Origin of the sequence: Campylobacter sp. RM5063, assembly GCF_024723655.1 — a bacterium.
GTDB classification, from domain to species: Bacteria; Campylobacterota; Campylobacteria; order Campylobacterales; family Campylobacteraceae; genus Campylobacter_D; species Campylobacter_D lari_D.
Map to the genome: position 1 here is coordinate 1 of NZ_JANQDA010000032.1, position 5,905 is coordinate 5,905.

Genomic DNA, 5,905 nt, shown 5'->3' on the forward strand with positions numbered 1-5,905 from the left:
TCCCAATTTTAATAAAACTTTAAGCTTTTACTGCTATAATTTCATTTCCTTTTCAAATAAAAGGGATTTAAAAAACTTAAGATTTTTATCTTAATTTTTAATATTTGTTCTTTGAATTATTAATATTGTTAATCAAATCTTATAGTCAATCTTTGAAATCTAAATAAGTGATCGATTGAGCCAGAGATTTACCTTAATAATGTAAATCTATCAATTAATAATTAAAGATTATTTTATTAATCTTTAAAATACTTTTTCTTTGGAGAAAAAGATTAAACTATCTATATTTTTTATGGAGAGTTTGATCCTGGCTCAGAGTGAACGCTGGCGGCGTGCCTAATACATGCAAGTCGAACGATGAAGCTTTTAGCTTGCTAGAAGTGGATTAGTGGCGCACGGGTGAGTAAGGTATAGTTAATCTGCCCTACACAAGAGGACAACAGTTGGAAACGACTGCTAATACTCTATACTCCTGCTTAACATAAGTTGAGTAGGGAAAGTTTTTCGGTGTAGGATGAGACTATATAGTATCAGCTAGTTGGTGAGGTAATGGCTCACCAAGGCTATGACGCTTAACTGGTCTGAGAGGATGATCAGTCACACTGGAACTGAGACACGGTCCAGACTCCTACGGGAGGCAGCAGTAGGGAATATTGCGCAATGGGGGAAACCCTGACGCAGCAACGCCGCGTGGAGGATGACACTTTTCGGAGCGTAAACTCCTTTTCTTAGGGAAGAATTCTGACGGTACCTAAGGAATAAGCACCGGCTAACTCCGTGCCAGCAGCCGCGGTAATACGGAGGGTGCAAGCGTTACTCGGAATCACTGGGCGTAAAGGGCGCGTAGGCGGATTATCAAGTCTCTTGTGAAATCCAACGGCTTAACCGTTGAACTGCTTGGGAAACTGGTAGTCTAGAGTGAGGGAGAGGCAGATGGAATTGGTGGTGTAGGGGTAAAATCCGTAGATATCACCAAGAATACCCATTGCGAAGGCGATCTGCTGGAACTTAACTGACGCTAAGGCGCGAAAGCGTGGGGAGCAAACAGGATTAGATACCCTGGTAGTCCACGCCCTAAACGATGTACACTAGTTGTTGGGGTGCTAGTCATCTCAGTAATGCAGCTAACGCATTAAGTGTACCGCCTGGGGAGTACGGTCGCAAGATTAAAACTCAAAGGAATAGACGGGGACCCGCACAAGCGGTGGAGCATGTGGTTTAATTCGAAGATACGCGAAGAACCTTACCTGGGCTTGATATCCTAAGAACCTCTTAGAGATAAGAGGGTGCTAGCTTGCTAGAACTTAGAGACAGGTGCTGCACGGCTGTCGTCAGCTCGTGTCGTGAGATGTTGGGTTAAGTCCCGCAACGAGCGCAACCCACGTATTTAGTTGCTAACGGTTTGGCCGAGCACTCTAAATAGACTGCCTTCGTAAGGAGGAGGAAGGTGTGGACGACGTCAAGTCATCATGGCCCTTATGCCCAGGGCGACACACGTGCTACAATGGCATATACAATGAGACGCAATACCGCGAGGTGGAGCAAATCTATAAAATATGTCCCAGTTCGGATTGTTCTCTGCAACTCGAGAGCATGAAGCCGGAATCGCTAGTAATCGTAGATCAGCCATGCTACGGTGAATACGTTCCCGGGTCTTGTACTCACCGCCCGTCACACCATGGGAGTTGATTTCACTCGAAGCCGGAATACTAAACAAGTTACCGTCCACAGTGGAATCAGCGACTGGGGTGAAGTCGTAACAAGGTAACCGTAGGAGAACCTGCGGTTGGATCACCTCCTTTCTAGAGTACAAACTGATAAGTCTCACAACTATCAGTTCATATATAGACTCAATCATCCTTGTTTAGATTTCAAAGATTGATGAAAAGCTAATTTTGGGGAATTAGCTCAGCTGGGAGAGCGCCTGCTTTGCACGCAGGAGGTCAGCGGTTCGATCCCGCTATTCTCCACCATTTATTAAGGGCCTATAGCTCAGCTGGTTAGAGTGCACCCCTGATAAGGGTGAGGTCACAAGTTCAAGTCTTGTTAGGCCCACCATAAAAAAGATTTGTTTATCAATCATATATAAAGTTTTAAAACTTAAAGCAAGTATATAGCTAATAATAAAGCAGTAAATAAAGTAAAATACTTTATTGCTTATATTTTTAAATTATTTAAACTCTTTATATATACTTCCTTTAGGTTTTAAGACCTAAGTTAAATAAATAATAGAATATTTTATATATTAGATTAATTATTTAATGTTATTTGAATTATCATTGTTAAGAGTCACAAGCAAGTTTTAATAAAAACAATTTTACAGGACTTGTTAAAGGATAAAACCTAACTATCTTTTCTTTAGCTTTTAGTTAAAGACAAGTTTTAAACTCACAACTTAGTTAGACTAATATTTTTAGTTTTATTAAGTGTTTAAATGCTTTCCGTCTTAAGATAGTAAAGTCTTATCATAAAAACTTTAACAAGGAAGTGATGCGTTTTAGAATGAATTAAAAGGTAAGCTATTAAGAGCGAATGGTGGATGCCTTGGCTGGTAAAGGCGATGAAGGACGTACTAGACTGCGATAAGCTACGGGGAGCTGTCAAGAAGCTTTGATCCGTAGATTTCCGAATGGGGCAACCCAGTATATAGAGATATATACTACCATAATGGAGCGAACGTAGGGAATTGAAACATCTTAGTACCTACAGGAAAAGAAATCAATAGAGATTGCGTCAGTAGCGGCGAGCGAAAGCGCAAGAGGGCAAACCCAGTGCTTGCACTGGGGGTTGTAGGACTGTAATGTGCAATAGGTAAGGTTAGTAGAACACTCTGGAAAGTGTAGCCATAGAGGGTGATAGTCCCGTATACGAAAACCAAACCTTAGCTAGCAGTATCCTGAGTAGGGCGGGACACGAGGAATCCTGTCTGAAGCTGGGTCGACCACGATCCAACCCTAAATACTACTACCAGACCGATAGTGCACAAGTACCGTGAGGGAAAGGTGAAAAGAACTGAGGTGATCAGAGTGAAATAGAACCTGAAACCATTTGCTTACAATCATTCAGAGCACTATGTAGCAATACAGTGTGATGGACTGCCTTTTGCATAATGAGCCTGCGAGTTGTGGTGTCTGGCAAGGTTAAGCACACGCGAAGCCGTAGCGAAAGCGAGTCTGAATAGGGCGCTTAAGTCAGATGCTGCAGACCCGAAACGAAGTGATCTATCCATGAGCAAGTTGAAGCTAGTGTAAGAACTAGTGGAGGACTGAACCGATAGGCGTTGAAAAGCCCCCGGATGACTTGTGGATAGGGGTGAAAGGCCAATCAAACTTCGTGATAGCTGGTTCTCTCCGAAATATATTTAGGTATAGCGTTGTGTCGTAGTATAAGGGGGTAGAGCACTGAATGGGCTAGGGCATACACCAATGTACCAAACCCTATCAAACTCCGAATACCTTATATGTAATCACAGCAGTCAGGCGGCGAGTGATAAAATCCGTCGTCAAGAGGGAAACAACCCAGACTACCAGCTAAGGTCCCTAAATCTTACTTAAGTGGAAAACGATGTGAAGTTACTTAAACAACCAGGAGGTTGGCTTAGAAGCAGCCATCCTTTAAAGAAAGCGTAATAGCTCACTGGTCTAGTGATTTTGCGCGGAAAATATAACGGGGCTAAAGTAAGTACCGAAGCTGTAGACTTGATTTTATCAAGTGGTAGGAGAGCGTTCTATTTGCGCCGAAGGTATACCGGTAAGGAGTGCTGGAGCGAATAGAAGTGAGCATGCAGGCATGAGTAGCGATAATTAATGTGAGAATCATTAACGCCGTAAACCCAAGGTTTCCTACGCGATGCTCGTCATCGTAGGGTTAGTCGGGTCCTAAGTCGAGTCCGAAAGGGGTAGACGATGGCAAATTGGTTAATATTCCAATACCAACATTAGTGTGCGATGGAAGGACGCTTAGGGCTAAGCAAGCTAGCGGATGGAAGTGCTAGTCTAAGGTCGTAGGAGGTTATATAGGCAAATCCGTATAACAATACTCTGAGAACTGAAAGGCTCTTCAAAGTCTTCGGACAGCGAGGAGAATTGCTGATGCCGTCGAGCCAAGAAAAGTTTCTAAGTTTAGCTAATGTTGCCCGTACCGTAAACCGACACAGGTGGGTGGGATGAGTATTCTAAGGCGCGTGGAAGAACTCTCTTTAAGGAACTCTGCAAAATAGCACCGTATCTTCGGTATAAGGTGTGGTTCGCTTCGTATTAGGATTTACTCCGAAAGCGAAGAAACTTACAACAAAGAGTCCCTCCCGACTGTTTACCAAAAACACAGCACTCTGCTAACTCGTAAGAGGATGTATAGGGTGTGACGCCTGCCCGGTGCTCGAAGGTTAATTGATGGGGTTAGCATTAGCGAAGCTCTTGATCGAAGCCCGAGTAAACGGCGGCCGTAACTATAACGGTCCTAAGGTAGCGAAATTCCTTGTCGGTTAAATACCGACCTGCATGAATGGCGTAACGAGATGGGAGCTGTCTCAAAGAGGGATCCAGTGAAATTGTAGTGGAGGTGAAAATTCCTCCTACCCGCGGCAAGACGGAAAGACCCCGTGGACCTTTACTACAGCTTGACACTGCTATTTGGATAAGAATGTGCAGGATAGGTGGGAGGCTTTGAGTATATGACGCCAGTTGTATATGAGCCGTTGTTGAGATACCACTCTTTCTTATTTGGGTAGCTAACCAGCTTGAGTTATCCTCAAGTGGGACAATGTCTGGTGGGTAGTTTGACTGGGGCGGTCGCCTCCCAAATAATAACGGAGGCTTACAAAGGTTGGCTCAGAACGGTTGGAAATCGTTCGTAGAGTATAAAGGTATAAGCCAGCTTAACTGCAAGACATACAAGTCAAGCAGAGACGAAAGTCGGTCTTAGTGATCCGGTGGTTCTGTGTGGAAGGGCCATCGCTCAAAGGATAAAAGGTACCCCGGGGATAACAGGCTGATCTCCCCCAAGAGCTCACATCGACGGGGAGGTTTGGCACCTCGATGTCGGCTCATCGCATCCTGGGGCTGGAGCAGGTCCCAAGGGTATGGCTGTTCGCCATTTAAAGCGGTACGCGAGCTGGGTTCAGAACGTCGTGAGACAGTTCGGTCCCTATCTGCCGTGGGCGTAAGAAGATTGAAGAGATTTGACCCTAGTACGAGAGGACCGGGTTGAACAAACCACTGGTGTAGCTGTTGTTCTGCCAAGAGCATCGCAGCGTAGCTAAGTTTGGAACGGATAAACGCTGAAAGCATCTAAGCGTGAAGCCAACTCTAAGATGAATCTTCTCTAAGCTCTCTAGAAGACTACTAGTTTGATAGGCTGGGTGTGTAATGGATGAAAGTCCTTTAGCTGACCAGTACTAATAGAGCGTTTGGCTTATCTTATTTAAGCATCACTTCCTTGTTAAGGTTTTTAATAAAGCTTTGGGTGTTTTTATATGAAATATTTATATAAAAATTACATTCTTAAGTTTATAAAATCTTATAAGTAAAGTTTATATTAGAACTTGCTCTTAACATTGTTTTTTAAGTATTCTAAAATAAAACAATAAAGTATTTAGTTCAATAAAACATCTAAATAAGAATAAGATGAAAGTTAAAATAAAAATGATTTTTATATCTAAATCTTATTGATTGTTTTTATTATGCTATATTAAATAGAATATTTAAATAACAATGTCCGTGATTATACAGATGTGGAGACGCCTTGCTCCATCCCGAACCAAGAAGCTAAGCACATCGTGGGTGATGATACTACGCCTTACTGGCAGGGGGAAAGTAGCTCATTGCGGACTTGTTAATTCTTATTATTCTTACTTTATATATAATCCTATATTTATTTTTATTGTTAGTTATTTTAGTTATTTTAG

The 5,905-nt window shown here is 42.6% G+C and carries 2 tRNA genes and 3 rRNA genes; all 5 read left to right on the top strand.

From position 1 onward, the window contains the following. Positions 1-289: 289 nt before the first annotated feature. The 5 genes from CAMP5063_RS07985 to rrf all read left to right on the top strand — a co-directional run bounded on the left by CAMP5063_RS07985 (position 290) and on the right by rrf (position 5,830). Positions 290-1,802, top strand: a 16S ribosomal RNA gene (locus CAMP5063_RS07985). A gap of 95 nt (positions 1,803-1,897) precedes the next feature. Continuing rightward, positions 1,898-1,973 (top strand) — tRNA-Ala (locus CAMP5063_RS07990). A gap of 8 nt (positions 1,974-1,981) precedes the next feature. Then, positions 1,982-2,058 (top strand) — tRNA-Ile (locus CAMP5063_RS07995). A 454-nt stretch (positions 2,059-2,512) separates the two neighbouring features. Continuing rightward, a 23S ribosomal RNA gene (locus tag CAMP5063_RS08000) occupies positions 2,513-5,420 on the top strand. Between the two features lie 293 nt (positions 5,421-5,713). Next, positions 5,714-5,830: ribosomal RNA gene (gene rrf, locus CAMP5063_RS08005) — 5S ribosomal RNA — on the top strand. The 16S, 23S and 5S rRNA genes sit together here with 2 tRNA genes alongside, the layout of an rRNA operon. The last annotated feature ends 75 nt before the right edge of the window (positions 5,831-5,905 follow it).